The following is a 24,739-nucleotide window of genomic DNA, read 5'->3' as shown; positions in this document are numbered from 1 at the left end:
TGGCGGGGAGCGCCGTGCAGATGGGATATGTCCGGCGCACCGGAGCGATCGTTCTACACTCTGGCGGCGCGCTCCCGCAGTGCCGCGACGCGCGCTGCCCGGGCGGCAGGTGCCTCGCCGAAGGCGGGAGCCGTGCCAGCCTTGCGCATGTCCCGGCGGGCGATGCGGACCGCTCGCTCGGCGCTGGAGGTGTTCGTACGGCGGCTCATGCGAGTGCTGTCCCGGCGGACATGGCGGCGCGGGCGGGCGTCGCCCTGTATCCGTAGTTGGCGAGCCACTCGCGCAGTTCGTCAAGGGTTGCCTCGTTGGGGCGGGCGAGGACAAACGCTCCCATGGTCGGAGTGAGCGTGCAAAGCGCTGCGGCGGTAAGGAGCTCGACGATGTCTTCGGGGATACCGAAGCGGGACGCGGCGGCGTGCCGTGCAGCGGCCCATCGGCCCTCGTAGGCCTCTAGTGCAAGGCCAGCGCCGACTAGAACAAGGGCGTCGTCGGCGACCGTGGCCAGCCCGCGGGCGGCATCTTCGTCACGCACGAGACGGACGAATGCGGCGGTGCGGGAGCCGGTCGGATCGGAAATCGGGAGGGGAGCGACATGCATGAGTGATGGTCCATTCGCAAATAAAAGGGGCGAGCCCGCCCGCCGTGAACGCGGGCGGGCTCGCAGGGATGGCGTCAGGCGCGAGAGAAGGTGCTACACGCCGGTCGAGATCCGGACGGCGCCGCCGTGGTCCAGGAGAGTGACGCTGCCGTCCTCGTTGTCGACGGGGAGCGGCATTGCTTGCACCGCGGCGAACGTACCCACGAGGGAACGGTCGGCGGCCACGTTGCTGTCGTAGTCGTTCACCACGCGAACAGCGAATTGCGCACTGTTGTCGTCGCTGAACACGGGCGTCACGATGCTCGCGCCGTACGCGGCGCCCTGGGGCACCATGGGGGCACGCGCGACGAGCGTGAACGCTTGCGGGACGAACGCGACGATGTCCTCGGGGTCGAGGCGGGTGGATTCGACGACCTCGAAGCCGCGGACCTTACCGTCGGCGTCGAAGCCCTGTCCGACGGGCGCGTCGAGGAGGTCGGCGTACACCGACGAGCCGACGGCGGCACGGAGGATCGCGTCGCCGGGGACGCCGTTGTCGCGGAGCTCGCGACGGGCGGCGGTGAACGCCTTGGCCGGAGTAGCCGCCGAGTACATGATGCTCGCCTCGGCGGGCGTGGCCGACATCGCCGAGGCGGTGAGAGCCTCGATCTTGGCGGCGATGGCTCGCGTCTGCGGAGCCAGGACTTGGCGCCCGTAGTCGGTCATCGAAAGCGAGAGGTCGCCCTCGGAGAGCACGGCGAGGTTATAGACGTGGTCGGCGAGCGTGACCTCGATGAATTGCTCCGAGAGCTCGTCGGCCACGAGCGCCGTTGTCTTGTCGTACACGCCGCGGGTGCGCGTCGGGATGGCCGCGGGAACCGGAACGCGGACCTTGTTGCCCTTGCCGGGCATGAACTCGGCCTCGACGTCGCGGCTGATGAGCGCGGCGAGGTTGAAGTCGCGTCCCACGAGGACGGCGGCGAGCTTGGCGACGTTGTTGATGTCGAGATTGAAGGTGTTAGCCATGGTGGCGGGTCTCCTAGGGGAGTGTTAGCGCTGGCGCGCCTGAAAATGGATGGGTGGAGACCGCGTCTAGCGGTGGTGACGTGCTCGCGCCTTGGCGGTCACGTCGGATTAGACGGTGGCGCCCTGGGGGCTTCCACTTGGAGCCGCGACGAGGGCGTCATCCCGCGCCGGAGCGACCGGTGCGGGGTGCCCGCTGTCCCTCGTGCCGTCGCGAATCGGCTGTGAGGCGGGCGGGTGGGCCGACTCGTGGGATAGCGAGACGGATGCATGTGGGGGCTCGCCCTACGAGGCGAACTTGAGCGCGAAGCCCTCGCGAGCGAGTACCGAAAGATCCGCTGTGAGAGCGGCTCGGCGCTGAGCATGGCGACGGACTCGACACGAGCCGGAGCACGTCAGGGCGTGACGGCGGGCCGCGATGAACGTGCGGCCACAAGTGAGACAGTCGAGGCGGTGAGACAATGCAACCCCTTTCCGAAGGGTGAAGTAACGATTTCTCGTGCTACTTGGATATACCGCCTCGGTGCCCACCCATGCCCAGGGGGTCTCGACGCGTAGCTAAACAACGGGACCGTTTTTTAACTACGCGGTCTCTTTTTAACTACGCGGTCTCGACTTTTTAATTACGCGGTCTCGACCCGCATTAGAAGTTAGTGGTTGGGAAATAGCGAAAGCACCGTCCCTGAGGCGGCTTTTTCCGCGAAAACACGCGGAAAAACCAGGGACGGTGCCCAGGGACGGTGCCTCAAAGCACCGTCCAATTCCGTCGAGCACCGTCCCTGAGACCTCAAGCACCGTCCCTGCGGGAGGGTGAATAGGTGAACATAGGCGGCCCGTTGTGCACCTAGTAACACACCAACGCGCGACGAGGGACGGTGCTCAGGGACGGTGCTCAAGAGGCACCGTCCCTGCCGCAAGGGCAGCGGAGTCTGACTTCTACTCGTTCACCCGATCGGCAGACGCCGCGCGGCGAGCCTCTTGCCGCTCGCGGACCCATGCCACACCGCGGGGGCCAGAGTTCCCCACGGACACGACGCCGAGTTCCTCGGGCGAGGGCCGCCAGACGATGCCGAACCGCTCCGGGTCGAACTTTTTCCCGCCGCGCTGACCGTTCGCCACGGTGATGTGGACGATGGCTGCCGAGAGGAATGCTCGCCGCTCTTCAATGTCGGCGCGCTCCCAAATCTGGGCAATAGTCTCGCCAGTGTTGACGAGCTCGACTTCGGCGGGCGGCGGACCCTGGGCGGCGAGCTCGCGGACACGTCGCCGCAGAGCTCTCTGCTGAGCCTCCAAACGATCCTCAGCACTCTCGTCTAGGTCAGGGTCGGCGAGCCGCGCGCTGACGGCGGCAAGGGCGTCGCTCGCCTCGGCGAGCGCAAGCGCCGGAACCTCCCGCGCGACGGGGGAAAAGAGGGGCTTGCTTCCGAAGCTCTTGAGGTACAGGCCTTCTACGTAGTCCTCCAATTTGTGAGCCGTGACCGCAGGGGCACCGCCACCCTCGGGGCGACACTTCTGCGCGCGCGAGCGTTTGGAGCATGAGTAGCGCGCTACGCCCTCGCCAGTTACTCCCGCATACATCGGACCCCCGCAATACGCGCACACCAGGAGCCCCGAGAGGAGACGTGCTCGCTTGAAGGTCGCACGTTTACGACCCGCGAGCGGTGATGCGGCGTTACGCGCCTCCAGCGTGGCCCGACACGCTCGCCAAAGGTCGAGAGGGAGCACGGGCTCCCATACCTGCCTAGGGTTGCCCTCTTCGTCGCGGAGAACATCGAACTTGCGCTCTTCTGGAGTGGACCCGGGCACGCGCGCGGACACGCGCCCGACGATTGAATGGCCCATGAGAGCGCGACGCACGGTTTGGAAGGACCACGCCGCCGCCGACGGTGGCTTGAGTGTTGATGCGTTGAGGCGTTGAGTGACAGCGAACAGGGCCTCACCCGCGACGATGCGCCGGGCGGCATCCGTGAGAAGCTCGACCGCTTGGGGGTCCGGCTCCAGAGCTCGTCCGGTTCCGCTGGGATGCGGAACCGACCGATAGCCGACAGGTGCTCGACCGCCGTGCCACCGCCCGACCTCCTTGGCGTGGCGCACGAACGAAGAGACGCGGGCTGAGGTGTTCTCGGCCTCCATCCGGGCGACCTCGGCGAGCACGGAGGCGATGATGCGCCATGCAGGTTGATCGCTGTTGAGTCCGTCCTGCATCGCGACGAAAAGCGCGGCGGGCCGAGCGTCGAGTGCGTCGATGAGAGCCGAGACGGCGGACAAGCCTTGTCGGCTCCAGCGGTCAAATTTCCACACGAGGAGAGCATCGGCCCTGCCCTCTCGGAGCATGCCGAGCGCCTCGAACGCGCGTGCTCGCGACTTGCGCCCCGAGACGCCGTCGTCGACGAGCTCGGCGACGACGGAGAGTCCACGGCGCTCGGCCTCGACGGTGAGGTCGTTACGCTGACGCTCGATTGACGTGCTCGAGTCGTCGCGAGCGTCGCTCAGCCGGAGGTATAGAACCGCCGAGCGTCGGGGCGGTGGAGTGGCTCGGGGCGTCATGTGTCAATAGTACGTCCAGCGTGCCGGGGGCGTGCACGGTGCACGCCAACAGCGCGGCCGAGGCGATCGAGAAGCTTTGCCTGCTGCCCCTGCTCGCCGGACGGAACATCGACCGAGGTTTCATCGCTCCCGCCCTGGCATCCGCGATCGACCTCGTGGTGCACTGCGAGCGGGATCGGGAAGGACGACGCCGCGTCCGCGAGATCCTCGCCCCGTCCGGCGAGGTCCGCGACGGTCGCGTGCAGTGCCGGACGGTGTACGACGCGACCGCGGAAGCGCGGGACCGGGTGGCGTCGTTCGCGGACCTCGTCGGGGGAGCACAGGCGTGAGCGTGCTGCTCGGGGCGATGCTGGCGGCGGGCCTGCTCCTGGTGCTCTCGCCCTGGCTCTGGCCGGCGGAGCGCCGGGCGCCGCGTGCGATTGCTCAGGGGCGCCTCACACGGCTCGGGGAGGAGGCCGGTTTTCCCGCGCTTCCCGCCTCGGCGCTGATCGCCGCGATCGCCGCGGCGGCCCTCATCGCCGGGTCGATCGTCTGGCTCATGACCGGGGTCGTGGTGCTCGCCGCGCTGGCGATCCTCGCGGGAGGGGTCGCCCCCGTCGCCTTCCTGCGCGGCCGAGGGCGGCGGCTGCGGCGACTGCGGCGGCAGCTCTGGCCCGACGTGTGCGATCTGCTGATCGCGTCGATCAGGGTCGGGCTGTCGCTCCCGGACGCGGTGGCGTCGCTCGGCGAGTCCGCACCGCCCGCACTCCGCCCCGCTTTCCGCGCGTTCGCTCGGGACCTGGAAGGCAGTGGCCGGTTCGAGTCGAGCCTCGACCGGCTGAAGGATGCGCTGGCCGACCCGATCGGCGATCGCATCGTCGAGACGCTGCGGATGGCGCGGCAGGTCGGGGGCACCGAGCTGATCGGGGTGCTGCGCGCCCTGTCGGCGTCGGTCAGGGCGGATGCGGCGCTGCGCGGAGAGGTCGAGGCACGGCAGTCGTGGATCCGCGGGGCCGCGGTGCTGGGGGCGGTCGCGCCCTGGGTCATCCTGACGCTGCTGGTGCTGCGACCCGAGGGAGCCAAGGCCTACGGCACCCCCGAGGGGGTGGTGGTGATCTGCGTCGGCGCCGTGGTGTCGGTCGCGGCCTTCCGCATCATGGTCCGCATCGGGCGTCTCCCCGAGCCGCGGCGGTGGTTCGGATGACCGGGATCACGGCGCTCGCGGCCGCGGTCCTGCTGGGAGGCGGTTTCGCGGCCGGGGTCCTCCTTCTGCTCGCGCGGCTGCCTCGGGGGCGGGCGGCACCGCTGATGTCTCGGATCGCCCCCTACGTGCGCGACGTGGTGGACGATGAGCGGCTGCCGGCGACGGCGCTTCCGGGCGTCGGACGCCTCCCCGCGCACCGGAGCTCGCCGGGCGAGCGGGTGCGCGATGCCCTCGAGCGTCTGGTGGGCGACGGCGACGTGCTGCGCAAGCGCCTGGCGCAGGCGGGGTCGGCGCTGAGTCCTGTCGCGTTCCGGGGCAGACAGCTCGCCTGGACGCTGGCGGGCATCGCGACCGGTGCGATCGCGGTGATCGTGCTCGTGCTCACCGGTCGCTGGTCGGTGCCGGTCGGTGTGATCCCGCTGCTCGCCGGCGCAACGGCCGCGATCGGCTACGACATGCAGCTCTCCGCCCGCGTCAGGGCTCGGCGCACGCGGCTCGCCGACGAACTGCCGACGACCCTCGAGTTCCTGGCGCTGTGCCTCTCGGCCGGCGAGAGCTTCCTCGACGCGGTGCGGCGCGTGGCCGGGGTGGGGTCGGGCGAGCTGACCGGGGAACTGCGCCGCGTCGTGTTGGAGGTGGGGACCGGGTCGACGCTCGCGGAGGGGCTGGGCGATATGGCCGCACGGCTGGAGCTGCCCGGCCTCTCGCGCGTGGTGGACCAGATCGTCGCCGCACTGGAGCACGGAGCACCGCTGGCCGCCGTGTTGCACGCCCAGGCCGGCGACGCGCGGGAGGAGGCCAAGCGCACCCTCATCGAGCAGGCGGGGCGCAAGGAGATCCTGATGCTGCTTCCGCTGGTGTTCCTGATCCTGCCGCTGTCGGTGGTGTTCGCGATCTATCCCGGGCTGTTCATCCTGCGGCTCGGCCTCGGCTGACGTGCCTGGTGCCCGCCTGTGGATAACCGCGCACGCGGGTGGGCGCTCCCGGGCAGACTGACGGCATGATCACACGCCTGCGTTCTCCGCTCCGTGCCCTCGCCGACGACGAGAGGGGAGACGTCCCCGGCTGGGTGCTCGTGACACTCATGACGGCGGGGTTGGTCGTGGTGATCTGGGCCGTCGCGGGGCCCGCGCTGACCTCGCTGTTCGAGCAGGCGATCCAGCGGGTGTCGGGTCTCTGACGTGCCCCTCCGTGCGGCCGTGATCGATGACCGCGGGTCGAACCCGGTGGAGTTCGTCCTGGTCGGCACGCTCCTCACCGCCCTCACTCTCGCGGTGCTGCAGCTGGCGCTCGCGGTCTACGTGCGCAACGTGGTGCACGACGCGGCGGTGGAGGGCGCCTACTACGCCGCCCTCGCAGACGTCTCGCTCGGCGAGGGGAAGCAGCGCACGCAGGATGTGATCACCCGCGCGATCGGCCCCGCCTACGCGGAGGACGTCGCCGTCGGGACGTCGCGCGTCGCGGACCGGGAGTCGGTCGACGTGCGGGTGAGGACCAGCCTGCCGGTGTTCGGCCTGATCGGCGTGCCGTACGGGCTGCAGGTCGAGGCTCACGCACCGGCGGAGTCGTTCGATGCGGGATGATCGCGGCTCGAGCTCCCTGGAGTTCATCGCCGCCGGGGTTCTGATGCTCGTGCCGCTGCTGTATCTGGTGATCGTGCTGGGCTCCGTTCAGGAGCAGACGCTGGGGGTCGAGGCCGCCGCCCGGCACGCGGCGCGCGTGATCGCGACCGCTCCCGACGCGAGGACGGCCGCCTCCCAGGGTGATGCGGTGCTGTCGAGCATCGCATCGCAGTACGGCATCGACGACGACGACGTGCAACTGGCCGTGACGTGTCTGCCACAGGGCGTTCCGTGCCCCTCCGCCGGTGCGACCGTCACGGTCTCGGTCGCCACCAGCGCCCGCCTGCCGTTCGTGCCCGCGGTCCTGGGCCTGGACAGAGCCACGTCGGTGCCGATCGAGGCCGTGTCGGCGCAGAAGGTGTCGCGTCAGTGGGGTGCCGAGTGAAGGCGGGGGACGCCGCCCGGGGCACGGACGCGGAGGAGGGGAGCGTGCTGCTGCTCGTGCTCGGCTACGTGCTGCTCGCGCTCGCCGTGATCTTCGTGTGCGCCTGCGCGACCGACCTGTACATCGCCCAGAAGCGCCTGGACGCCCTCGCCGATGCGGCCGCGCTCGCCGGAACCGACGGCTTCGTCCTCACGGTGCAGGGGCAGACGCCGCGCGCGGAACTCACGGACGGGGCGGTGGCGGCGCAAGCCCGGCCGCTCGTGGACGGTGCGGGCGGGGACGAGGTGCTGGTGTCGGCGACCTCCCCGGACGGGGCTTCGGCGCGCGTGACCGTTCGCACGGCGTGGCATCCACCGCTCGTGTCGCCGTTCGTGCCGGAGGGTCTTACGCTGCAGGCGACCGCGACGAGCCGCACCGCCCTGCGGTGACCAGCCGGGGCCTCAGGCCTCCGCGGGCGGATCCGGGCGGGGGACGAAGCGGGGGATCCACCGCAGGAACCCGGCAGCGCCGAGCAGTCCGATCACGCCGATGGCGCCCGCGGCGACGGAGAGCGTCGACACCGCGGTGATGGCGGAGACGAGGAGCGGGGCGACGGCGCCGCCCGCATCGGTCAGCGTGCGCCAGGAGCCGAGGAAGGCGGCGGGCTCGCGCTCCGGGGCGACGTCGGCGCCGAGCGTGAGCAGGATGCCGCTGGAGAGCCCGTTGCCCACGCCCAGGACGGCGGCGAACATCCCGAACCACAGCACCGCGGCATCCCCGTCGTGGGTGAAGGCCAGGGCGAGGAACCCGACACCCATGAGCAGCATCGCAGGCATGGCCGCCCACAGCCGCCCGAACCGGTCCATCACCTGCCCGCTCGCGTAGAAGAGGGCGAAGTCGATCGCGCCCGAGACCCCGACGACCAGCGCGATCGTCGACGCGTCGAGCCCCAGCGACAGGCCCCACAGCGGCAGGACCACCTGCCGGGCGGAGCGGACGGCGGACAGAGACGCGGCGGCGAGACCGAGCCGTGACAGCAGTCGTCGCTGCCGCCACATGGTCTGGAAGATGCCCGCGCGCTCGACCGTCGGGATCGAGCCGCTCACGGCCTCTCCGCTGTCCTCCACGAAACGCTCGGTCGAACGCACCGGCGGGATCGTCGCCTCCGGGTCCGGCCCGAACAGCACGAGCAGCACCATCACCACGAGGCAGACGCCGAAGAACCAGATCGCCGCGGACTCGCTGCCGAACAGCTGCAGAAGCCCCGCGGCGACGAACGGGCCGATGAAGATGCCCAGACGGAAGCTGCCGCCCAACAGGGACAGCGAGCGCGCACGGAACGGCAGGGGAACGCGCGTGGTCATGAACGCGTGCCGCGCCAGCCCGAACGCGGCCGCGCACAGCCCGAGCACGAACACGGAGGCCGCGAGCACGCCGAGCGACGGCGCGAACAGCATGCCCGCTCCGGACAGCAGCGCCGCCGTTCCGGCGATCACCATCGTGTATCGCTCGCCGATGCGGCCCACGGCCCAGCCGGCCGGGAGGTTCCCGCAGAGCTGTCCCACCACGAGCGCCGACGCGACCAGCGCCGCCGTCGCCACGTCCGCACCCATCGACGCGGCGATCACCGGGATCAGGGGGATGACCGCCCCCTCGCCGAGGGCGAAGAGGACGGTGGGCAGATACACCATCGGTCCGAACTGACGAAGGACCGTGGATGCGCTGCTCACCCTGCTCACGCTACTCCCGCGCGGGAGCAGCACCCGACGACGGCGTCCCCGCGGGCGCGGGCGGCACGTTAGGCTGAGGTGTCATGCTCGAACTAGATCTCTCCGCCGAAATCCAGGCGCTCAGGCACACCTTCGGCGACATCAGCGAGGTCGTCGATGTCAACCGTCTGCGCGAGGACATCGCGCGACTCAGCGAGGAGGCCGGTGCGCCCGACCTCTGGGACGACACCGAGAACGCGCAGAAGGTGACGAGTGCGCTGAGCCACCGTCAGTCCGAGCTCGCGCGCATCACTGGCATCGCCCAGCGCCTCGACGACCTCGAGGTGCTCGTCGACCTGGCCAACGAGATGGGCGACGAGGACTCCGCCATCGAGGCGCGCAACGAGCTCGGCACCCTGACCGACCTCATCAACCAGCTCGAGGTGCAGACGCTCCTCGACGGCGAGTACGACGAGCGCAGCGCGATCGTCACGATCCGCTCCGGGGCGGGTGGCGACGACGCCACCGACTTCGCGGAGATGCTCATGCGCATGTACCTGCGGTGGGCTGAGCGGCACAAGTACCCCGTCAAGGTGATGGACACCTCGTACGCCGAGGGTGCGGGCATCAAGTCGGCGACCTTCGAGATCGATGCCCCCTACGCGTTCGGCACGATCTCCGTCGAGGCCGGCACGCACCGCCTCGCGCGCATCAGCCCCTTCGGCTCGGCCGACAAGCGGCAGACGTCGTTCGCCGCCGTCGAGGTGATCCCGCTGATGGAGGAGGCCACCGAGGTCGACATCCCGGAGAACGACATCCGCGTCGACGTGTTCCGCTCCTCGGGCCCGGGTGGGCAGTCGGTCAACACGACCGACTCCGCCGTGCGCATCACGCACCTCCCGACCGGCATCGTCGTGTCGATGCAGAACGAGAAGTCGCAGATCCAGAACCGGGCAGCCGCCATGCGCGTGCTGCAGAACCGCCTGCTGCTGCTGCAGAAGGAGCAGGAAGCGGCGAAGAAGAAGGAGCTGGCGGGCAACATCACCGCGAGCTGGGGCGACCAGATGCGCTCCTACTTCCTCTACGGCCAACAGCTGGTGAAGGACCTCCGCACGGGGCAGGAGTCGGGTAACCCCGCCGCGGTGTTCGACGGCGACCTCGACGACTTCATCTCCGCCGGCATCCGCTGGCGCAAGCGCCGCGACGACGACGACTGACGCGCGAAGGCCCCGGATCGCTCCGGGGCCTTCGTCGTGTGCGGCGGTCAGCGAGCGGCGCCGCGCAGCGTGCCGGTCACATCGTCGTAGCTGTAGGCGATGCACTGGATCGCGCGGTCGCCCGCACGGGTCCACGACGCCTTCGTGGGCTGGTAGCTGTAGAAGTCCAGCTCCGACTGCTCGTACGGGACGCCGACGAATCCCTCGAACTGCGCCAGGCAGCCGTCCCACGCCTCGTCGAGCAGTGCGCTCTCGCCGGGGAAGGTCTGGTCGTCGACCTCGTAGATGAAGTACACCTCGTCGGTGTGCGGCTGATCGCACGGCACGACCGGGAGCTCGAAGATCGTGTCCTCGCCGGTGTAGTCCACGTAGGGGAGGCAATCGCCCACCTCGAGGTCTTCGAACGCGACCATCTCGGCGCCGTCGATCGTCGACGGGTCGACGGGCGAACCGGACTCCGTCGCCGGCGTGCTCGGCGACGGCACCGGGTCTCCGGACGCCTCGACCGACGTGAGCCCGACCGCGATCAGGGCGACCGCGCCCGCGAGGGTCGAGCCGAGCACGGCCACGGCGAGCCCGGCGATGCCCGGCCACTTGGTTCCCCGCAGGAACAGCGAGACGAGCGACACGACGAAGCCGGCAGCCACGACGACCCATCCGATCGGCGCCGTGAGGGGCACGCACGCGAGCACGACCCCGACCAGCGCGACCGCGAGCCCGACCAGGCCGGGGATCGACGGACGCCGCGCGGTCGTGCTCGACGCGGCGGCCGGTGCGCCCGGGGAGATGGGTCCCGGTGGCACGGCCGCTCCGTTGCCCGGGGCCGCGGTGGCTGCGGACCCCGAGGCTGCGGCGTACGGGGGCGCCGCGTACGGGGAGGACGGGGTGAACGGCGAGGACGGCGGCACGAACGGCTCGAAGGCCGCCTGGACCGGGGTGGCTGCGAGCGGCACCGCGGGCGTCGGCATCGCGGGCGTCGGCACCGCGGGCGTCGGCATCGCGGGTGCGGGCTCGGTCCCCGCGGTGGAGGCGGGAGGCTGCGGTACGCCCGACGACGCCGGGATCTCGGGAGTGGTGGGATGCGGGTCGATGCTGCGGACGTGCGCGGTCCACTGCTGGCCGTCCCACCACCGCAGGCTGCCGGAGCCGTCGTCGTACCAGCCCTCGGGTGTCGTCATGAGCGGTGCCTCTGTCTTCTTCGGGCGACGCTCAGCGCGCGGTGGCTTCCACAGTCACGCGGGCGACCTCCTGGAACAGCTCGTCGCTGACGATCACGACGTACGATCCGCTCTGGGCGACATCGAACGACACGGTGCCCTGCGTGGTCTCACCCGCCGGGAGTTCACTCGATTCGAGCGTGGCATCGCCGAAGATGTCGTAGTCGCCCTCGGCACCCTCCGCGGTCTCGACCGAGAAGTACAGCGGGTTCACATAGGTCGTGCCCTCGAGCGTCTCCCATGTGAGGTCGATCACCAGGTAGCCGCCGTTGGTCGCCTCGAAGTCCGAGCCGTTGGTGGTGCCCCAGGTGGCGGACGTGATCGTCAGCTCCGCGCTGCCGGACATCTGCGTCACGGTGATCGGATCGCCGAGGCTGCCCTCGACGACCGTGCCGGAGCCGGTGCCGTCGTCCGTTCCGGAATCCGTGCCGGAGTCGCTCGTCCCCGTGTCGGAGCCGTCGTCGGGCAGCGAGTCGGAGCGGTCGACCTGGCTGGCGACGGCACCGAGGAAGAACACGAAGCTCATGATCGCGGCGATGATCGCGCCGAGCACCGAGACGCCCAGGCCCGTGATGCCCGGCCACTTCTTGCCCTTCAGGAACAGGGAGATGAGCGACACGATGAAGCCCGCGCCGAGGAACAGCCACGAGAAGACGACCGTGAACGGCGTGAAGGCGAGGAGCAGGCCGAGGGCGGCGAGACCGAGGCCGACGAGGCCCAGCACGGAGATCTTCGCCGGCGCCGGGGCTGCCGCGGCGTAAGCCGGAGCGCCGGGGTAGCCGCCGCCCTGAGCGGGATACGTCTGCGCGGTGGGGTAGGCCGCCTGTCCGGGGTAGCCGCCCTGGCCCGCAGCCTGCGCGGCGGGGGAGTACTGCCCGGGGTAGCCGCCCCGCGGAGAGGCGGCCAGTCCGGCGGGAGGCTGCACTCCGGTCGGAGGCGGCGTGACCGTCCCGGCCGCCGTGGCTCCGGGCGCAGACCAGTCGGCCACCGGCGCGGCACCGGGAAGCTCGTGGGCGCCCGAGGCCGGCGCGGCCCAGTCGCTCGCGGGCTCGGGTGCGACCACGGCCTCTGGCGCGTCGGCGGCGGGTGCGGCGGTGGCGTCGGGCGTGGTGGCGTCGGGCGTGGTGGCGTCGGGTGCGGCGGCGTCAGGTGCGGTGGCGTCGGCGGCGGTCGCGTCGGGCGTGGTGGCGTCGGATGCGGTGGCCTCAGGTGCGGTGGCGTCGGGGGCCGTGGCCGCGGGCTGCGCGTCGGGCACCGCCGCGGCGGGCGCACCCGGCGTCGTCTCGGACTCGGATGCCGGGGACTCCTGGGCGGGCACAGCGGGCGTCTCGGGCGCGAAGTGCTCGGTCCACTGCTGGCCGTCCCACCACCGCAGCCGACCGGAGCCGTCGTCGTACCAGCCAGCAGGTGTCGTCATGGAAGTCCCCTCCGTGTGCGCGCTCGCGTGGGTGACGCGAATCGACTCTCCATGTATAGCAGTGGGCAGCGACGCCGACACCGTTTGCACAGGTCGACGGCCTGAGGCCGCGCGGGGTGTCGCAGCGGGTCAGCGCAGAGCCCGCGCTTAGGCTCGAATCGCCATGATTCGGTTCGAGAACGTCACGAAGCGCTACCGCGGGACGTCGAAGCCCGCCCTGTCCGGAGTCGACTTCGAAGTGCAACGCGGGGAGTTCGTCTTCCTCGTCGGCGCTTCGGGATCGGGCAAGTCGTCCTGCCTGCGGCTCATCCTGCGGGAGGACGTGCCCACCAGTGGTCGCGTCGCCGTCCTCGGTCGCGATCTCCGCTCCCTCGCGAACCGGAAGGTGCCCTACTTCCGTCGCCACATCGGTTCCGTGTTCCAGGACTTCCGCCTGCTGCCGTCCAAGACCGTGCACCAGAATGTCGCGTTCACGCTGCAGGTCACCGGCTCCTCGCGCGGTTTCATCCAGCAGGCCGTGCCCGAGGCCCTGGCGCTGGTCGGGCTCGAGGGCAAGGAGAAGCGCATGCCGCACGAGCTCTCCGGCGGTGAGCAGCAGCGCGTCGCGATCGCCCGTGCCCTCGTGAACCGTCCGCAGGTGCTGCTAGCCGACGAGCCCACCGGAAACCTCGACCCCGCGACCTCCGTCGACATCATGCAGCTGCTCGCCCGCATCAACGCCGGTGGCACGACCGTGCTCATGGCCACGCACGAGGCGGGGTTCGTCGATCAGATGCGTCGCCGCGTGATCGAGCTGCGCGACGGCGAGATGGTGCGCGACGAGGTCCACGGCGGCTACGGCGACACCTCGAACATCCCGCGACTCGCGCCGGAGGAGGTACGGGGAGCCGCCGCCGCGGCCGCCCTCACCGCGGTGCAGGAGGTGCAGCGGCAGACCGCCGACCTGTCGGTGGTGCGTGCCGCCCTGGCGGAGGAGCTCGACGCGCAGCGCCGCGCCGCCGCAGCCGCGGCCCCGCAGCCGGAACGTGAGCCGCAGGTGGTCGAGCCGCCCGAGCCGCCGCGTCGCGGAGTGGTGGAACCGCCGGATGAGGCGGAGCGTGCCCCGGCCGCGGAGAAGGCTCCGGTCGAGCGTCCGGCCACCCCCCGCACGCACCCGATCGTGCTGCCGGAGGTCGACGTCGCCGAGCTCGGCGTGGCCGACCGTCTCGGCCTCTCCGACCAGGACGACGAGGAAGTGGGCCCGACCTCATGAGAATCGGCCTGATCCTGACCGAGGCCCTCGTGGGTCTCCGTCGCAACATCTCGATGGTCATCTCCGTCGTGCTGGTGACGTTCGTGTCGCTGACCTTCGTGGGCGCGGCGATCCTCATGCAGTCCCAGATCGGCGTGATGCGGGGCTATTGGGCCGAGCGTGCCCAGGTGGCGGTGTACATGTGCTCGGCGGTGTCGGAGTCGGACACCTGCGTCGACGGCGCCGCCAGCGAGGAGCAGGTCGCCGCGGTGCGCGCCCAGCTCGAGGGCGACGCGCTGGCGCCGCTGATCAGCTCCATGACGTTCGACACCAAAGAGGAGACGTACGCCAAGCTCGTCGAGCAGGTGGGCGAGGAGCAGGCGAGCGTGCTCACGCCCGACCAGGCGTTCGAGGTGTTCTTCGTGACGATGAAGGATCCGGGGCAGTCGCAGGTGCTCGCCGAGGCGTTCAGCGGACAGGCGGGCGTGGAGCAGGTGCAGGACCAGCTGCAGTACCTCGAGCCGCTGTTCTCCGCGCTCACCGTCGCGACCTACATCGCGGTCGGGATCGCCGTGCTGATGCTGATCGCCGCGACCCTCCTGATCGGGACGACCATCCGACTATCGGCCTACGCGAGACGCAAGGAGATCGGGATCATGCGCCTGGTGGGCGCATCCAACCGGTTCATCCAGACGCCGTTCGTGCTGGAGGGCGTCTTCGCAGCCTTCCTCGGCTCGGCGCTCGCGTGCGCGGCCGTCGTCGCCGGGGTGCACTTCGGCGTCAACGGCTACCTGCGCGGGCGGGTCCCGTTCATCACGACCTGGGTCACCATGAACGACGCGTTCCTCGTGGTGCCCGTGCTGGTGGGGATCGGCGTCGTGCTGGCGGCGCTGTCGGCCGGCTTCGCGATCCGTCGCTGGCTGCGCACCTGATACCCTGAAAGGCTGCTCGGCCGGATCCTCGGTCGAGCTCGTCACGGCAACAGGAGAGCATCATGCCCAGGGAACGCGGGGAGAAGGTCGTCGCGACCAATCGTCGCGCGCGTCACGACTACACCATCGAGAAGTCGTACGAGGCGGGAATGGTGCTCACCGGCACCGAGGTCAAGTCACTCCGTCAGGGGCGCGCGAACCTCAGCGACGGATACGCGTTCGTCAAGGGGAACGAGGTGTTCCTCGACGCCGTGCACATCCCGGAGTACTCGCAGGGGCACTGGACCAACCACTCCGCCAAGCGCATCCGCAAGCTGCTGCTGCACCGTGAGGAGATCGCCAAGCTCTCCCACGCGGTCTCGGCCGGTGGTTACACCCTGATCCCGCTGAAGCTCTACTTCTCCGACGGCAGGGCCAAGGTCGAGATCGCTCTCGCGAAGGGAAAGCGCGAGTACGACAAGAGGCAGACGCTGCGCGAGCGGCAGGACACGCGCGAGGCCGAGCGGGCCATGCGCCTGCGCAACCGCGTCGGCGAGTAGCCCGCGCCGTCAGGGCGCCGGGGTGAAGCCGAACACGCGGCCGAGGAACGCGAGCTCGCGCTGCAGAGCGTCCACGATGTTCTCCGCGCTGCGGAAGCCGTGCCCCTCTGCCGGATACAGCGCGTACTCGTGCTCGATGCCGTTCGCGGCGAGGGCGTTGCGGATCGCCTCGGACTGCGACGGAGGCACCACGCGGTCCTCGCCGCCCTGGAGCAGCAGCACGGGCACGTCGATCCGGTCGGCGTGCGTGAGGGGTGAACGCTCGACGTACACGTGCTCGTCCTCCGGCAGCCGCCCGACCAGACCGTCGAGGTACGGCGCCTCGAAGTCGTGCGTCTCGGCGGCCAGCAGGCGCAGGTCCGCCACACCGTAGCGGCTGATGCCCGCCGCGAAGGTCCCGCCCCGCACCAGCGCCGACAGAACGGTCCAGCCGCCGGCCGAACCGCCGCGGATCGCGATGCGCGCGGGATCGGCGAGCCCCGCATCGGCCAGGCCCCGCGCGGCGGCGACCACGTCGTCCACGTCGACCACACCCCACTGCCCGACGAGGCGGTCGCGGTAGGCGCGGCCGTAGCCGGTGGAGCCGCCGTAGTTCACATCGAGCACGCCGATGCCGCGGCTCGTGAAGAACGCGACCTCGGACGACGCGGCCCCCGTCACATGCGCGGTCGGTCCTCCGTGGACGAACACGATGTACGGCGGAAGCTCGCCGGGAGCCGCGGTGTGCGCGGGGTTCGCGGGCGGGTAGGCGAACGCGTGCACCGAGCCGTGCGCGCCGTCCACCACGATCGGCTGCGCGCCGGGCATCCACTCCGGATCGGACGGGACCCCGCCCGCCACGGCCTGCACGCGGCCCGAGTCGAGGTCGACGCACCACACCCCGGGCGTGGTGCCCGAGCTGTTGCCGCTGAGCAGCACGCGGGAGCCGGACACGTCGTCCACGCTCACGTGCCCGTCGGCGGGGAGGTCCAGCGCGGTGCTCGTCGTGCCGTCCGCCGGGAGCACGTGCACCTCGTCGCGGCCGTTCGTGCGCACGGCGACCACGCGTCCGTCCGCCAGCGGCTGGAACCACCGGTTGCCCAGCACCCACAGGCCGTAGCCGGTGTCGGCGTCGGTCCTGGTCAGGGCGACCGGCGCGGCTGCGGGTGTCACGCCGTCGACGTGAAGGCGCTGCACCTGCCAGCGCCCGGACGTGTCGTCGGCGTACACGAGCGCGGTGTCGTCGAGCCACTCCGGCTGCAGGGCCGCGGACGACGCGACGCGCACGACCTCGCCGTCGGCGAGCGACGCGATCGCGAGCTGCGCCTCGTCCCACGGCATCGTCCGCTCGTGCCACTCGACCCAGGCCACCCGCGTGCCGTCGGGCGACAGCGCCGGGTGCGCGAAGAAGCCCGTGCCCTCCGCGATCACCCGGAGCGCGCCGTCGTCCTCGGCCGCGGAGCCGTCCACCGGGATCTCGACGATGCCGCGCCGGTGCGGGTCCGGACGGAGGTCTTCGCGCACGGCCAGCAGTCGTCCGCTCTGCAGTCGGAGTCCGCCGTACGACGCACCGGCGGGCGTGAGCGGCTCGGGCTCGCCCCCGGGGACGAGGCGATGCACGCGCTGATCCGCGCCCGAGACGAAGAACAGCGCACCGTCGCCGGCCGTCCACGCCCCGCCGCCGTACTCGTGCACGCGCGACCGCGCGCTCCACGGAGCCGGCAGGATCTCGGCGCCGGAGGAGCTGCGTACGGTCACGCGTCCGGCTTCGGCCGGCACGGACTCGCCCCACCAGATCTCCGACCCGGCGAACCGGGCGCCGTCGATGCGCGGTGCGGAGATCGCGACAGACGCGGCGGTGAAGGGGGAGGGCCAGGAACCGAAGGGCAGCGACGACATGCCTCGAGCCTAGGCGGACCGACACACGGCGTCACACACGTGCGGGCCCGCGCGGGGCTGTTCTAGGTTGCTGGAAACGCCCGGTTCGTCCAGGGCGTGGAGCGACAGCCGAGCCCGGCACCCGCCCGCGAACGACACGCCTCCCGTGCCGTCCGCGCGCCCCGGCCCCCTGTCCCCAGGAGTGAAGATGTCCACCGAGATCGACACCACCGGCACCGCCCGCGTGCCGTTCTCCTTCGAGCTCTACCCCCCGCGCAACGCGTCGAGCGAGGAGGCGCTGCACGAGACCGTCCTGCGCCTGGCCGCAGCCGGTCCGGAGTTCCTGTCGGTGACCTACGGTGCCGGCGGCTCCACCGGGGGGCGCTCGCTCGACGTGCTGCGCTTCATCCGCACCCACACCGACGTCGAGCCCCTCGCACATCTCACGTGCGTCGGCAACACCTACGCCGGGGCGACCGCGCTCATCCGCGAGTTCCTCGACGCGGGGATCCTCAGCTTCCTCGCCCTGCGGGGCGACCCGCCCGCCGGGCAGACCGAGGACTTCCTCGGCGACCTGGAGAGCGCGGCCCAGCTCGTCCAGCTGATCGACCGCGTGCAGGCCGAGCGTGCGCCGTACGAGGAGTCGCCGGTTCCCGGGATCCCCGGTGCCGCCCGGGTCGCGCCGCGGCGGAGGGTGAACATCGCGGTGGCCGCGTTCCCGAAGGGCCACCCGCGGGCGACCCACCGCACGCAGGACGTGGAGGCCCTGCTCGCGAAGCAGGCCGCCGGTGCGACGTTCGCGATCACGCAGCTGTTCTTCCACGCCGACGACTACCTGGCCTTCGTGGAGCGTGCCCGCGCGGCCGGGGTGACCATCCCGATCCTGCCCGGCATCATGCCCATCACCTCGCCCGCTCGGCTTTCCCGCGTGCTGGAGCTCACGGGAGAGGAGCTGCCCGGAGAGCTCTCCATCGCCCTCGACGTGGAGCCGACCGCCGAGGGGCGCCGCGAGATCGGCATCGCCTGGGCCGCGCGCCTGGCCGCGCAGGTCGTGGCCGGCGGCGCCCCCGGCGTGCACCTCTACGCCTTCAACCAGCACGAGACCGTCCTCACCGTCCTCGCCGAAGCCGGCATCCTCCCGGCTCTGCGCCGTTAGACCCCCGCCGAAAGGAAACACCATGACCGCATTTCCCGAGGGAACCATCCTCGGCTACCCCCGCATCGGCCGTCGCCGCGAGCTCAAGAAGGCCGTCGAGGCGTTCTGGGCGGGCCGCATCGACGAGCAGGAGCTGGAGCGCACGGCCGCCGAGCTGCGCGCCGCCACCCGAGAGCGGCTCGCCGCGCTCGGCCTCGGTCGGGACGACTCCGCGATCCCGGAGTCCTTCTCGTTCTACGACCAGGTGCTCGACGCCGCGGTGACCGTGGGCGCGATCCCCTCGCGCTTCGAGCACCTGCGCGCCGCCGACGGCACGGTCGGCCTCCCGGCGTACTTCACGATCGCGCGGGGCGAGAGGGAGCGCGCGCCGCTGGAGATGACGAAGTGGTTCGACTCGAACTACCACTACCTCGTGCCGGAGATCGGTCCGGAGACGGTGTTCTCGCTGTCCAGCGACCGGCTCGTGCGCGAGGTCGCAGAGGCCGCTGCCGCAGGCTTCACCACGCGCCCGGTCGTGGTCGGCCCGGTCACCCTGCTGGCGCTCGCGAAGGCCTCGGACGACGCCCCCGAGGGCTTCGATCCGCTGTCGCGCCTGGACGACGTGCTCCCCGTGTACCGGGAGCTGCTCGCCCGCCTCCGGGCCGCGGGAGCGACCTGGGTGCAGCTCGACGAGCCGGCGCTCGTGAGCGAGTCGCTCCCCGCCGACACCGCCGCCCTGGCGACCGCGGCCGAACGTGCACTCGCCGTGCTCGGGGGAGCGGAGGACCGTCCGTCGATCCTCGTCGCCGCCCCGTACGCGGCGCTTGACGCCGTGTTCCCGGTCCTCGCGGCCGCGCCCGTCGAGGCGATCGCGGTCGACCTGGTCCGTGGCGCTGTGCCGTCCGTGGCGGAGGGTCTCGCGGACAAGACGCTCGTCGGCGGCGTGATCGACGGGCACAACATCTGGCGGGGCGACCTGGCCGCGGCGTTCGCCACGCTCGAGCGTCTGCGCGACCTGGGGGCCGCGGCCGTGTCGGCCTCCACCTCGACCTCGCTGCTGCACGTGCCGCACGACGTCGCCGACGAGACCTCGCTCGACCCCCGCCTGGTGTCGTGGCTGGCGTTCGCCGATCAGAAGGTGCAGCAGGTCGGCGTGCTGGCCCGCGGGCTGTCGCACGGCCCCGAGGCGATCGCCGCCGAGCTCGACGAGGCCTCGGCGGCCCTGCGCGACCGGCTGGATGCGCCCGGCGTGCGCGACGGCGCGGTGCGCGAGCGGGCGCTGGTCGACGCCGACTTCTCGCGGGTGTCCTACGAGGAGCGGGAGAGTGCGCAGGAGGCGCTCGGCCTCCCGGTCCTGCCCCTGACGACGATCGGGTCGTTCCCGCAGACCGCCGACATCCGTCGCGCACGGGCACGGTTCACGCGCGGTGAGATCCCCCGCGACGACTACGACGACTTCCTGCGCCGGGAGATCGCCGCGGTCGTGTCGCTGCAGGAGGACCTCGGACTCGACGTGCTGGTGCACGGGGAGCCGGAGCGCAACGACATGGTGCAGTACTTCGCCGAGAACCTCGACGGCTTCGCGGTCACGGAGCACGGGTGGGTGCAGTCGTACGGCTCCCGCGCCACACGCCCGTCGATCCTGTGGGGCGACGTCTCCCGGGCGGCACCGATCACGGTCGACTGGTCCGGATACGCGCAGTCGCTCACCGCGAAGCACCTCAAGGGCATGCTCACGGGGCCGGTGACGATCCTCGCGTGGTCGTTCGTGCGCGACGACCAGCCGCTGGGGGAGACCGCGAACCAGGTCGCCCTGGCGCTGCGCGAGGAGATCGCCGACCTCGAGGCTGCGGGCATCGCCGTGATCCAGGTCGACGAGCCGGCCCTGCGCGAGCTGCTGCCGCTGAAGAAGGCCGATCAGCCGTCCTACCTGGACTGGTCGGTGGCGTCGTTCCGTCTGGCGACCGGTGGGGCAGCACCGGGCACGCAGGTGCACACGCACCTCTGCTACTCGGAGTTCGGTGTCGTGATCGACGCGATCCGCGCGCTGGACGCCGACGTCACGTCCATCGAGGCCGCCCGCAGCCGGATGGAGGTCGTCGCGGACATCGCCGAGGCCGGGTTCGACCACGGCATCGGCCCCGGCGTCTACGACATCCACTCCCCGCGGGTTCCCGCGGTGGAGGAGGTGGAGTCCCTGCTGCGTCGCGCCGTGGAGGAGATCCCCACGCGGCAGCTCTGGGTCAACCCGGACTGCGGCCTCAAGACCCGCGGCTACGAGGAGACCACCGCGTCGCTGCGGAACATCGTCGAGGCCACGCGCCGCGTGCGCGCCGAGGTGGGCGCCTCGGTCTGATGATGTGACGAAGGCCCTCTCCGAGCGATCGGGGAGGGCCTTCGTCGTGTCCGGGTCAGACGGCTCGCAGCACCGCGACGACCTTGCCGAGCACCACGGCCTCGTCGCCGAGGATGGGCTCGAAGGCGGTGTTCCGCGGCAGCAGCCACGTGTGTCCATCGCGGCGACGGAGCACCTTGACGGTGGCCTCGCCGTCGAGCATCGCCGCGACGATCTCGCCGTTCTCGGCGTCGTGCTGCGAGCGGACGACGACCCAGTCGCCGTCGCAGATGGCGGCGTCGATCATCGACTCGCCGGAGACCTTGAGCATGAACAGGTCGCCCTTGCCGACGAGCTGCCGGGGGAGCGGGAAGATCTCCTCGACCTGCTGGTCCGCGGTGATGGGCACGCCGGCGGCGATGCGGCCGACGAGGGGCACGAGCGCGGCGTCGCCGACGGGAGTCGTGACATCGGCCGGGTTCTCGGCGCCGGAGCCGGTGCCGGGCAGGTCGATCAGCACCTCCATGGCCCGCGTCTTGCCCGGGTCTCGACGCAGGTAGCCGCTCAGCTCCAGCTGGCCGAGCTGGTGCGTGACGCTGGAGAGCGACTTGAGCCCGACGGCGTCGCCGATCTCGCGCATGCTCGGCGGGTAGCCGTTCTGGGCGATGGCGGCCTGGATGACCTCCAGGATCGCCATCTGCTTGGGGCTGAGGCTCTTGCGACGGCGGGTCCGCGGCGCCTCCGACTCCGGGGCTGTGGTCTCGCTCATGATGCTCCTTCAGTGCGTGAGATCCGACGTCGCTCTTCGAATGTCGGTGGCCCGTGGTGGGGTGTCCTTGTCGAAACCGTATCCGAGAATCGCGCCGATCTGGAAGATCTGTTCGAGCGTGTCGGACGATTCGTGGACAGGGTTTCGAAGACAGCTTGACAGATGTTCGAACTCGAAGATATCTTCGGAACGTAGCTTCGCATTCACGGCTCCCGGCCGAGTCGCGGATGCGAACGCTACGCCAACCTCCCCGGGCCCTCGCGGCGCCGGGACAGTGAAGGAGCAGACATGAGCACCATCAGCCTCAGCACCGCGACCGCGATCTCCGCCACGGCCCGTCCGGCCACGCGGCTCCGGCTCACGGCTCGCGGTCGCGGTGTGCTGCTCGCGGTCGCGTCCGTCCCGCTCGCCGTCGGCATCGCCTTCGCGGCGATCAGCGGCGGCAGCGCCATCGCCTCCGGTGCCGACAAGCCCGTGGCCGCCGTCGAGACCATCACGGTCATGCCCGGTGACACCCTCTGGTCGATCGCCGGCTCGATCGCTCCCGAGGCCGACCCGCGCGACGTGATCGGCGACATCAGCCGCATGAACCTGCTCCGCGGCGGAGAGATCCAGATCGGTCAGGAGCTCGCGATCCCGGCGCAGTACGCGGAGTGACGCATGGCCGTCGGTGCCGCCTCGTCCTCTTAACATGGATAGGGTGACCCTCTCCCTCAACGATCTCCCGCTGCGCGACGATCTGCGCGGACTCACTCCGTACGGCGCACCGCAGGCACCGCTCCCGATCGCCCTCAACGTCAACGAGAACACGCATCCCGTTCCTGACGAGGTCGCCAGTGACATCCTCGACGACATCGCCGTGGCGATCCGCGACGTCAACCGCTATCCCGACCGGGAGTTCACCACGCTGCGGGAGGCGTTCGCGGACTACCTCGGTCACGGGCTCACGGCCGAGCAGATCTGGGCGGGCAACGGCTCGAACGAGGTGCTGCAGCACATCCTGCAGGCGTTCGGCGGACCGGGGCGGACGGCGTTCGGCTTCGCTCCGACCTACTCGATGTATCCGCTGATCGCGCAGGGCACGGGTGCGTCATGGGTCGCCGGCACCCGGCACCCCGACTACTCGATCACCCCGGAGGAAGCCGCGGAACAGGTGAGCGCCGCCGACCCCGACGTGGTGATCCTGTGCTCGCCCAACAACCCCACCGGTACGCCGCTCGGGCTCGACGTCGTCGCGGCGGTCTACGAGGCCGCGCGCGGCGTGGTGATCGTCGACGAGGCGTATCAGGAGTTCGCACCGCACGACGCGCCGTCCGCGCTCACGCTCCTCGACGGCCGTCCGCGGCTCGCTGTGTCGCGCACCATGAGCAAGGCCTTCGCGTTCGCCGGAGCGCGCGTCGGCTACCTGGCCGCAGACCCCGCGTTCATCGACGCGCTCCGCCTCGTGCGGCTGCCGTACCACCTGAGCGCGCTCACGCAGGCCGCGGCGGTGGCGGCGCTGCGCAACGCCGACGTGATGCTCGGCATGGTCGAGGAGATCGTCGAGCAGCGCGACCGCATCACAGCGACGCTGGAGGCACTGGGGTACACGCCCCACGAGTCCTGGTCGAACTTCGTGCTGTTCGGTGGCGTGGCCGACCCGCAGGCCACGTGGCGGCAGTTGTACGACCGCGGCGTGCTCGTGCGCGACGTCGGCATCCCCGGCCACCTCCGCGTCAGCGCGGGCACCGAGGCCGAGACGACCGCGTTCCTGGACGCCCTGGCCTCGATAGGATCGGCATCATGACCACCCCCGCGAACCCCGCCCGCACCGCGCGTCGTGTGCGCAGCACGTCGGAGTCGACCGTCGAGCTGGAGCTGAACCTCGACGGCACCGGGGTGAGCCGCATCGACACCTCGGTGCCGTTCTTCGACCACATGCTGACGGCGTTCGCGAAGCACTCGCTGACCGATCTCACCGTCCGCGCCTCCGGTGACACGCACATCGACGCGCACCACACGGTGGAAGACGTCTCGATCGTGCTGGGTCAGGCCATCCTGGAGGCGCTGGGCGACAAGGCGGGCATCTCCCGCTACGGCGATGCGCTCGTGCCGCTCGACGAGGCGCTGGCGCAGGCCGTCGTCGACATCTCCGGTCGTCCGTACCTCGTGCACGAGGGCGAGCCCGTCGGTTTCGAGCAGCACCTCATCGGCGGGCACTTCACGGGCTCGCTCGTGCGCCACTCCTTCGAGGCCATCGCGTTCAACGCGGCGCTGACGGTGCACGTGCGCGTGCTCGGCGGCCGTGACCCGCACCACATCGCCGAGGCGGAGTACAAGGCCTTCGCGCGCGCGTTCCGTCAGGCGAAGGCGCTCGACCCGCTCGTCGACGGCATCCCGTCCACCAAGGGGGCCCTGTGAGCGCGGCACCCCGCGTCGCGGTCTTCGACTACGAGTCAGGCAACGTGCACTCCGCGGTCAAGGCGCTCGTGGCTGCGGGCGCCGACGCGGTGCTCACGCGCGACCGCAGTGAGGCGCTCGAGGCCGACGGCTTCGTCGTGCCGGGGGTCGGGGCGTTCCAGGCCGTGCGTGATGCGCTGCACGCGCACGGGGGCGACGAGATCATCGGGCGGCGTCTCGCGGGCGGTCGCCCCGTGCTGGGCATCTGCGTCGGCATGCAGGTGCTGTTCGAGCACGGGGTCGAGCGCGGCCACGACACCGCGGGCCTGGGGGAGTGGCCGGGCGCGGTCACCGAGCTCAACGCTCCCGTGCTGCCGCACATGGGCTGGAACACGGTCGACCCCGGCGAGGACACGGTGCTGTTCCGCGGCATCGAGGAGGAGCGGTTCTACTTCGTGCACTCCTACGCGGCGCAGTCGTGGGAGCTCGACGTGATCCCGCCGTTCCCCCAGCCGGTGCTGACCTGGGCCACCTACGGCGATCCCTTCCTGGCGGCCGTGGAGAACGGACCGCTGTCGGCGACGCAGTTCCACCCGGAGAAGTCGGGCGAGGCGGGCATCCAGCTGCTGCGCAACTGGGTCACCAGCCTCTGAGCCCGTGAGCCGGGGGCTGTCGCACGCGGCCGG

The 24,739-nt window shown here is 71.1% G+C and carries 25 protein-coding genes; 17 read left to right on the top strand and 8 right to left on the bottom strand.

The genetic code is table 11. From position 1 onward, the window contains the following. Nucleotides 1-205: 205 nt before the first annotated feature. The 3 genes from KV394_RS16460 to KV394_RS16450 form a co-directional block, all read right to left on the bottom strand. Entirely contained in the window at nucleotides 206-598 is a 393-nt protein-coding gene (locus KV394_RS16460) for a hypothetical protein (RefSeq protein ID WP_247981921.1), read from the bottom strand. 93 nt (nucleotides 599-691) lie between these two features. Beyond that, nucleotides 692-1,603, bottom strand: a complete 912-nt coding sequence (locus tag KV394_RS16455) for a hypothetical protein (RefSeq protein WP_247981920.1) — start codon at nucleotides 1,601-1,603, stop codon at nucleotides 692-694. A gap of 933 nt (nucleotides 1,604-2,536) precedes the next feature. Beyond that, nucleotides 2,537-4,147 (bottom strand): recombinase family protein, encoded by a 1,611-nt coding sequence (locus KV394_RS16450; protein WP_247981919.1) that lies wholly within the window; start codon nucleotides 4,145-4,147, stop codon nucleotides 2,537-2,539. Between the two features lie 38 nt (nucleotides 4,148-4,185). On the opposite strand from KV394_RS16450, the gene KV394_RS16445 reads away from it, so the two are divergent. The 7 genes from KV394_RS16445 (at nucleotide 4,186) to KV394_RS16415 (ending at nucleotide 7,765) form a co-directional block, all read left to right on the top strand. Next, complete coding sequence (locus tag KV394_RS16445; RefSeq protein WP_247981918.1) at nucleotides 4,186-4,476, top strand: CpaF/VirB11 family protein; 291 nt, start codon at nucleotides 4,186-4,188, stop codon at nucleotides 4,474-4,476. After that, nucleotides 4,473-5,330: a type II secretion system F family protein gene (locus KV394_RS16440; RefSeq protein WP_247981917.1), complete on the top strand. Its 858-nt coding sequence runs from the start codon at nucleotides 4,473-4,475 to the stop codon at nucleotides 5,328-5,330. Before KV394_RS16445 ends, KV394_RS16440 begins: the two co-directional genes overlap by 4 nt. Further along, nucleotides 5,327-6,265, top strand: a complete 939-nt coding sequence (locus KV394_RS16435) for a type II secretion system F family protein (protein ID WP_247981916.1) — start codon at nucleotides 5,327-5,329, stop codon at nucleotides 6,263-6,265. The genes KV394_RS16440 and KV394_RS16435 overlap by 4 nt, the downstream gene beginning before the upstream one ends. A 65-nt stretch (nucleotides 6,266-6,330) precedes the next feature. Next, on the top strand, nucleotides 6,331-6,510 hold the full coding sequence (locus tag KV394_RS16430; protein ID WP_136030645.1) for a hypothetical protein: 180 nt from the start codon (nucleotides 6,331-6,333) through the stop codon (nucleotides 6,508-6,510). Nucleotide 6,511: 1 nt separating this feature from the next. Further along, nucleotides 6,512-6,913: a TadE/TadG family type IV pilus assembly protein gene (locus tag KV394_RS16425; protein ID WP_247981915.1), complete on the top strand. Its 402-nt coding sequence runs from the start codon at nucleotides 6,512-6,514 to the stop codon at nucleotides 6,911-6,913. Continuing rightward, on the top strand, nucleotides 6,903-7,337 hold the full coding sequence (locus KV394_RS16420) for a TadE family protein (protein ID WP_247981914.1): 435 nt from the start codon (nucleotides 6,903-6,905) through the stop codon (nucleotides 7,335-7,337). Before KV394_RS16425 ends, KV394_RS16420 begins: the two co-directional genes overlap by 11 nt. After that, nucleotides 7,334-7,765, top strand: a complete 432-nt coding sequence (locus KV394_RS16415) for a hypothetical protein (protein ID WP_136045845.1) — start codon at nucleotides 7,334-7,336, stop codon at nucleotides 7,763-7,765. The genes KV394_RS16420 and KV394_RS16415 overlap by 4 nt, the downstream gene beginning before the upstream one ends. Before the next feature lie 12 nt (nucleotides 7,766-7,777). Here the strand turns inward: KV394_RS16415 and KV394_RS16410 are convergent, their stop codons facing one another. Continuing rightward, nucleotides 7,778-9,007 carry an MFS transporter gene (locus KV394_RS16410; protein WP_247982877.1) on the bottom strand — a complete coding sequence of 410 codons (1,230 nt, stop codon included), beginning with the start codon at nucleotides 9,005-9,007 and terminating at the stop codon, nucleotides 7,778-7,780. A gap of 122 nt (nucleotides 9,008-9,129) precedes the next feature. Here KV394_RS16410 and prfB point away from each other — a divergent pair, with 122 nt between their 5' ends. Continuing rightward, on the top strand, nucleotides 9,130-10,242 hold the full coding sequence (gene prfB / locus KV394_RS16405; RefSeq protein ID WP_136030651.1) for a peptide chain release factor 2: 1,113 nt from the start codon (nucleotides 9,130-9,132) through the stop codon (nucleotides 10,240-10,242). Between the two features lie 47 nt (nucleotides 10,243-10,289). Here prfB and KV394_RS16400 read toward each other — a convergent pair whose 3' ends face one another. After that, nucleotides 10,290-11,420 (bottom strand): DUF2510 domain-containing protein, encoded by a 1,131-nt coding sequence (locus KV394_RS16400; protein ID WP_247981913.1) that lies wholly within the window; start codon nucleotides 11,418-11,420, stop codon nucleotides 10,290-10,292. A 31-nt stretch (nucleotides 11,421-11,451) separates the two neighbouring features. Further along, nucleotides 11,452-12,876, bottom strand: a complete 1,425-nt coding sequence (locus KV394_RS16395; RefSeq protein WP_247981912.1) for a DUF2510 domain-containing protein — start codon at nucleotides 12,874-12,876, stop codon at nucleotides 11,452-11,454. A gap of 163 nt (nucleotides 12,877-13,039) precedes the next feature. On the opposite strand from KV394_RS16395, the gene ftsE reads away from it, so the two are divergent. The 3 genes from ftsE (at nucleotide 13,040) to smpB (ending at nucleotide 15,578) form a co-directional block, all read left to right on the top strand. After that, complete coding sequence (gene ftsE / locus KV394_RS16390) at nucleotides 13,040-14,128, top strand: cell division ATP-binding protein FtsE (RefSeq protein ID WP_136034315.1); 1,089 nt, start codon at nucleotides 13,040-13,042, stop codon at nucleotides 14,126-14,128. Continuing rightward, on the top strand, nucleotides 14,125-15,039 hold the full coding sequence (ftsX, locus tag KV394_RS16385; RefSeq protein WP_136034313.1) for a permease-like cell division protein FtsX: 915 nt from the start codon (nucleotides 14,125-14,127) through the stop codon (nucleotides 15,037-15,039). The genes ftsE and ftsX overlap by 4 nt, the downstream gene beginning before the upstream one ends. A gap of 62 nt (nucleotides 15,040-15,101) precedes the next feature. Beyond that, nucleotides 15,102-15,578: an SsrA-binding protein SmpB gene (gene smpB / locus KV394_RS16380; RefSeq protein ID WP_136034311.1), complete on the top strand. Its 477-nt coding sequence runs from the start codon at nucleotides 15,102-15,104 to the stop codon at nucleotides 15,576-15,578. A 9-nt stretch (nucleotides 15,579-15,587) separates the two neighbouring features. Here the strand turns inward: smpB and KV394_RS16375 are convergent, their stop codons facing one another. Then, a complete protein-coding gene (locus KV394_RS16375; RefSeq protein ID WP_247981911.1) occupies nucleotides 15,588-17,456 on the bottom strand; it encodes a S9 family peptidase in 1,869 nt (622 codons plus the stop codon). A gap of 187 nt (nucleotides 17,457-17,643) precedes the next feature. On the opposite strand from KV394_RS16375, the gene KV394_RS16370 reads away from it, so the two are divergent. Next, the gene (locus KV394_RS16370) at nucleotides 17,644-18,591 is read left to right on the top strand and encodes a methylenetetrahydrofolate reductase (protein ID WP_136045909.1); all 948 of its coding nucleotides are present in this window, start codon (nucleotides 17,644-17,646) and stop codon (nucleotides 18,589-18,591) included. Nucleotides 18,592-18,613: 22 nt separating this feature from the next. Beyond that, on the top strand, nucleotides 18,614-20,926 hold the full coding sequence (gene metE, locus KV394_RS16365; protein ID WP_247981910.1) for a 5-methyltetrahydropteroyltriglutamate--homocysteine S-methyltransferase: 2,313 nt from the start codon (nucleotides 18,614-18,616) through the stop codon (nucleotides 20,924-20,926). A gap of 55 nt (nucleotides 20,927-20,981) precedes the next feature. On the opposite strand, the gene lexA is transcribed toward metE, so the two are convergent. Continuing rightward, entirely contained in the window at nucleotides 20,982-21,674 is a 693-nt protein-coding gene (lexA, locus tag KV394_RS16360) for a transcriptional repressor LexA (RefSeq protein WP_136034303.1), read from the bottom strand. Nucleotides 21,675-21,962: 288 nt separating this feature from the next. Between lexA and KV394_RS16355 the strand changes: the two genes are divergently transcribed. From KV394_RS16355 to hisH, 4 genes are read left to right on the top strand one after another with little or no spacing between them, the layout of a single operon-like run. Next, nucleotides 21,963-22,331: a LysM peptidoglycan-binding domain-containing protein gene (locus tag KV394_RS16355; protein WP_136034301.1), complete on the top strand. Its 369-nt coding sequence runs from the start codon at nucleotides 21,963-21,965 to the stop codon at nucleotides 22,329-22,331. 34 nt (nucleotides 22,332-22,365) lie between these two features. Further along, nucleotides 22,366-23,460, top strand: coding sequence for a histidinol-phosphate transaminase (locus KV394_RS16350; RefSeq protein WP_205812823.1), 1,095 nt, complete (start codon nucleotides 22,366-22,368; stop codon nucleotides 23,458-23,460). Further along, entirely contained in the window at nucleotides 23,457-24,074 is a 618-nt protein-coding gene (hisB, locus tag KV394_RS16345; protein ID WP_136034298.1) for an imidazoleglycerol-phosphate dehydratase HisB, read from the top strand. Before KV394_RS16350 ends, hisB begins: the two co-directional genes overlap by 4 nt. Further along, complete coding sequence (hisH, locus tag KV394_RS16340) at nucleotides 24,071-24,706, top strand: imidazole glycerol phosphate synthase subunit HisH (RefSeq protein ID WP_136034296.1); 636 nt, start codon at nucleotides 24,071-24,073, stop codon at nucleotides 24,704-24,706. Before hisB ends, hisH begins: the two co-directional genes overlap by 4 nt. The last annotated feature ends 33 nt before the right edge of the window (nucleotides 24,707-24,739 follow it).

The sequence above is a fragment of the Microbacterium sufflavum genome (assembly GCF_023101165.1).
Lineage (GTDB): Bacteria > Actinomycetota > Actinomycetes > Actinomycetales > Microbacteriaceae > Microbacterium > Microbacterium sufflavum.
Note: the sequence above shows the minus strand (reverse complement) of the source record. Positions and strands in the feature narration are given on the sequence as shown.